The 5,071-nt window shown below is 72.3% G+C and carries 3 protein-coding genes; all 3 read right to left on the bottom strand.

Translation table 11 applies throughout. The features are described from left to right. Nucleotides 1-69: 69 nt before the first annotated feature. The 3 genes from CKO13_RS13030 to CKO13_RS10530 all read right to left on the bottom strand — a co-directional run bounded on the left by CKO13_RS13030 (nucleotide 70) and on the right by CKO13_RS10530 (nucleotide 4,824). A complete protein-coding gene (locus tag CKO13_RS13030) occupies nucleotides 70-2,295 on the bottom strand; it encodes a glycosyltransferase (RefSeq protein WP_200260633.1) in 2,226 nt (741 codons plus the stop codon). Then, nucleotides 2,288-3,322: a flippase-like domain-containing protein gene (locus CKO13_RS10535; RefSeq protein ID WP_207132191.1), complete on the bottom strand. Its 1,035-nt coding sequence runs from the start codon at nucleotides 3,320-3,322 to the stop codon at nucleotides 2,288-2,290. Before CKO13_RS10535 ends, CKO13_RS13030 begins: the two co-directional genes overlap by 8 nt. Nucleotides 3,323-3,582: 260 nt before the next feature. Further along, nucleotides 3,583-4,824: a M28 family peptidase gene (locus CKO13_RS10530; RefSeq protein WP_200260627.1), complete on the bottom strand. Its 1,242-nt coding sequence runs from the start codon at nucleotides 4,822-4,824 to the stop codon at nucleotides 3,583-3,585. Nucleotides 4,825-5,071 lie beyond the last annotated feature (247 nt).

Below are 5,071 nucleotides of genomic sequence, written 5' to 3'. Positions count from 1 at the left end.
GCCCTCCCGCTCGCCCGGGCCGGATCCGGCCCGCCACGCCCCACCGCCGGGGCGCCACCCGCCAGGGGATCACGCCCTAGCGAGCTGCTCCCGCGCCGCCATCACGTAGGCGTAGATATCCGCGACGTCGCGGGCCACGGGCTCGATATCGTACTGCTGCGCGAAGGCGAGCGCCGCGCGCGCCATCTCCTCGCGCATCGGCTCATCGGCGAGCAGCCGGGCCGCCCGCTGCGCCCAGGCGCGCCGGTTCTCCGGCGTCTTGAAGCCGGTCACCCCGTCGCGCACCACGTCGTCGATCCCGCTCGAGCGCACGGCCACCACCGGCAGCCCGGCGGCCATGGCCTCGAGGATCACCATCCCCTGCGTCTCCGACTTCGAGGCGAAGAGGAAGGCGTCGCCCAGGGCGTAGTAGACCGGGATCTCCTCCGGCGCCACCGCGCCGGGCAGCTGGACCGTCCCCGCCAGCCCCAGCTCCTCGATCCGCCCCTGCAGCCGGGCGCGGTCCTGCCCCTCGCCGACGATCAGCACCCGGAACGGCGCCTGCGCCTGCTGGTGCAGGGCAGCGACCCCCTCGAGCATGAAGTCGAGGTTCTTCTCCTTGGTCAGCCGCGAGACGCTGACCAGCACCCGCTCCCCCTCGCCGATGCCCAGCCGCCGGCGCAGGCGCGCCACCGCCGCGGCGTCGACGCCCTGGAAGCGCTGGTAGTCGATGCCCGTGGGCTGGACGAAGATGTCGCTGCGCACCCCGACGAGGCGCAGGTACTCCTCGGCGGACTGGGTCGGCACGATCACGGCGTCGCACTTGTTGGCGAAGCGCTTGACCAGGGCGTGGGAGATCAGGTTGCGGAACAGCGGCCCCGGCAGCGCCACGTAGTGGGCGTAGTGCTCGAGGCGCGTGTGGTAGGTGTAGACCACCGGCACCCGCCAGCGCCGGCCGAGCAGCAGGCCCAGGGAGCCGAGCCAGAAGGGGTGGTGGACGTGGACGACGTCCGGGCGGAAGCGGCGCAGCTCCCGCCACAGGCGGCCGGCGAGGAGGTTGGCGACGCGGAACTCGCGCTGCTCGCCGAAGGCGAGCAGGGAGGGAGCCCGGACGACTTGCTCCTCGTGCTCCGTGCCGGCCCCGTAGCGCGGGGCGAAGATCCGCACGGTGTGCCCGAGCCCCCGCAGGCCGCGCCGGAGCCGGTCGATGGACAGCGGGACCCCGCCGATGAACGGCAGGTAGTTGTTGGTGAACATCGCCACGCGCAGGGGGCGGCCGCGGTAGGGCGTGGGGTCGACGTCGAAGTCCGGGTAGTAGTCGCGCTCCTTGAAGACCAGCGCGTAGAGCCAGATGGCCACGATGCACAGGGCGCTGACCAGGAGGATAAAGTTCGGGTAGCCGACGTAGACCAGCGAGTGGACGAAGAGCCACAGGCTCTCCACCGTCTTGAGGACCGGGTGCTGGCCGATGTCGAGCGGTACGGGCTCGATGGCCACCCCCGCCGGCGAGACCCTGACCCGCACGTAGTGGTAGTAGCTGGTCTCGTTGTTGAGCACCAGCCCCCCCGCGCCGCCGGTGGTCACGTAGGCCGTGCCCCCCCGCTCTTGGCGGGAGTAGACCGGCAGGTTCGCCGAGAAGACCGCGTCGACCCCGTGGCGGCGGAACAGCGCCAGCAGGCGCTCGCGGAAGGGGCCCTGCGGGAGGTAGTGGTCCGCCCAGTCGAAGAGGGTCTCCTGCTCGACCCGCAGCAGGGGGCGGCCGATGAAGGCGAAGGCGCGCTCGGCCGGCGAGCTCGCGAGCTCCTCGGCCAGCCACAGCCGCTGCCAGGCGGAGGAGGAGTGCCCCGTGCCGTCGAGGAAGAGGAAGTGGCTGCCGCCGGCCCGGAAGGAGAAGAAGTGGGGCCCGAAGTGGTCGTAGAAGCGGAAGCTGCCGAGGTTCTCCGCCTCGTGCTCGCCGAAGGTCAGCAGGTACGGGACCTCCAGGCGGCGCAGGGCCCCGTAGAGCGCCCGGTACTTCCCCTCCCCGCCGCTGCTCACCGCGTTGCCCGCCGAGACGACGAAGTCGACATCGGCCTCGTTGAGCATGGGCACGATCTTGCGCTCGAAGACCCCTACCGAGTTGTTGATATTGCCGACGACGGCGAAGCTGTACGACGGCTCGCCGGCGATCCGCGAGCGGATCTGCTCGACCTGCTCGGCGTGGGCGACCTCCAGGTCCTCCTCGAGGAAGTTCAGGTACAGCTTGTAGCCGACGAGCACGGCGACGATGAGCACATTGGCGTAGAGGAGCAGCCGGAGCAGCCGGTCCTTACCCACGTTCGCCCTCCCGGCCGGAGGAGAGCTCCGCCAGCGTGACGAAGACGCCGACGCCCATCCCCAGGAAGATGGTCAAAAAGCGCCACGCCAGCGTGACCAGCACCAGGTGCTCGGCGCTGACCATCCCCGCGAAGAAGTGGCCGAAGACCCCCTCGGCGATCCCCGAGGCGCCCGGCGTCGGCGAGCAGTACATCACGAAGGTGGTCACCACCAGCAGCGCGAGGACGGTCCCGTAGTCGACGGCGTAGCCGAGCCCCCAGAGCAGCAGCGCCGGGAAGGAGAACAGGCTCAGCAGGAAGACGGCGGTGAAGAGCACCGAGAGCAGGATATCCCGCGGCGGCCCGGCGAGGTAGCTCCGGAAGCCGTCGCGGAAGCGCACCAGCTCCCGGCGCACGCGGAGCCGCCAGCGCCGCCGGCGGGGCTCCCCGAGCAGGCGGGCCCGCCGCAGGCCGGCGAGCAGCGCCTCGACGGGCACCAGCAGCCACCGGGTGCGCAGCACGGCCACGGCGAAGAAGCCGAGGTAGAGCGCGGCGAAGGCGGACAGGTACGGCAGCAGCTGGCGGTCCACCAGCTCGCCGTCGAAGATCTCCATGCCGTAGAGCACGGCGGGGGTGGCCGCGAAGATGAAGGCCACGGCGAGCAGCGTGCGCACCGTCGTCGCCGCCGTCGCCGTGCCGATCGGCACCCCCTGGCGGCGCAGGAACCAGATCTGGGCGAAGCCGCCGCCCGTGGCCATGGGCGTGATATTGGAGAAGAGCAGGTTGATGAAGACCAGCCGCACCCCCTGGCGCAGGGGCACGGGGCAGCCGAGGGCGCGCATCGTGAAGTACAGCCGCAGCCCGTCGGCGGCGAAGTAGACCAGCAGCAGCGCCGCGACGGCCGCCAGCAGGCGGCCGTCGAGGAGCCGGGCGTCGAGGGCGAGCTCACGGCCGGCGAACTCGGCGTAGATCGCCCACGTCCCCGCCCCGCTCAGGGCCAGGAAGAGCGCGGCGAACAGGAGCAGGCGCAGCGGCCGGAACGCCGCCACCGCGTCCCTGAGGCGGCCCCCCCGCCGGTGCCGCGGTATCGGTGTGGTCTCGTCCATCCAGGCGGCAGCCTGCACCCGGGCTATAAACCCGACAGCATACCATCCATCAGCCTGTCAGGGGGCAGCCTTGCCCGGAGCGCACCGCGCGCAGCCCCCTCGGTGCGCAGACCGCCCGCCGGGGCTACGCGCCGCCCGGCTCGCCGGCAGCCGCCACGGGCGGCCCCCCGCCGGCGGCGGGCATCAGCCGGGGGCGTCGCGCCCTACCGGCTGCACTGGTGGCTCAGGCCCTCGGCCTGGTCCAGGCGCGGGTGGCCGTCGCGCAGCGCCTCGCGCAGCCGGCCGGTGCCGTCGTCGCGGCCGTCGAGATCCTGGAGGGTGGCGGCGACGGCGTGGGTCGCGGCGAGGACGTCGCCGGTGTGGCCGGCCTCCGAGATGGTGTGCATGTTGCGGATGGGCATGCCGATGGAGGCGGCGGCGCAGTCGACGCTGGCCAGGACGCCGGCCATGCCGTCGGTGCCGGTATCGCGCCCGGCCACGTCGCGCTGGAAGGGGATCCCCTGCTCGCCGGCGACGCGCTGGATGACGGCGTTGAGCTGCTCGCTGGCGATGGCGCCGCAGCTGAAGGTGAAGCCCTCGCCCATGGCCAGCGGCTGGAAGCGCTTGTCGCTGACCCCCGGCGCGGCGGCGTAGTCCTGGTTGACGTCCACGGCGATCAGGGCGTCGGGCTCGAGCTCGCCGGCGAAGACGCGGCTGCCGAAGCGGCCGATCTCCTCGTAGCTGGCCATGGCGAAGAGCAGCCGGATGTTGCGCGGCCCGCCCGCCTCGGCGACCAGCCGCGCCGCCTCGGCGGTGACGAAGCACCCCAGCCCGTTGTCGAGGTAGGCGCCGTAGAAGGTATCCGGGCTGAAGCCGCGGCGGATGGGGCGATCGAGCAGGATGGGGTCGCCCGGCCGGATCCCGAGGGCCTCCACCTGCTTCTTCTTCTCCTCGCCGTGGATCTGCAGCTCCAGGTAGAGCTGCTCCTTCTTGACGCCCTTGTCCCCGCGGCGCACGGCCTCCTCGGCGAAGTGGATGGCGCCCAGGGCCTCCACCGTGCCGCCCTCGAGGCGCCGGTACTGCCCCGGGCTCTCCGGGTCCTCGCTGAAGAGGACGACCTCGTGGCCGATGAGCGTGCCGGGCAGGAAGGAGTCGCTGTCCACCCAGACCTTGCCGTCCTCGCCGATGCTGCGCACCTGCAGCCGGATCTTGTCGGCGTGGCCGACCACCATCGCCGTGAACATCTCGTCCTGCCCGGGGTGGGTATCGAGGACGATCCCCGCGTGGCCGAGGAACTGGTGGATATGCCAGCCCTGCGGGGCGAAGGACTCGAGGTACGGCTTGAGCACGCCGTAGGTCATCGCCCCCTCGAGGCCGACGGGGCTCGGCGCGGCCAGGATCTCGCGCATGCGCGCGAACTGCGCCTCGGGCATCGGTTGGGTCCACGGCTTTGCGGTCTCGGTCATAGGGGCCTCTGCTCCAGCGTCCTTGGGGAGGGAATGATTCACCGTAGCTGTCCCTTCAGGTTAAGGCATCGGCCCGGCTTGCTCTAGTGGCGCGCCGCCGGCGAGGGATGCCAAGATCCGGCCCATGGCCACCCCCCACGGCAACCCCGGCGCCGCCGCCGGGCTCGATATCGGCACCTCCGGCTGCCGGGCGGCGATCGTCGACGCCGCCGGGCGGGTCCGGGCGCGCCGCCGGGCGCCGTGGCCG

The sequence above is a fragment of the Halorhodospira neutriphila genome, from assembly GCF_016584055.1.
Taxonomy (GTDB): domain Bacteria; phylum Pseudomonadota; class Gammaproteobacteria; order Nitrococcales; family Halorhodospiraceae; genus Halorhodospira; species Halorhodospira neutriphila.
Note: the sequence above shows the minus strand (reverse complement) of the source record. Positions and strands in the feature narration are given on the sequence as shown.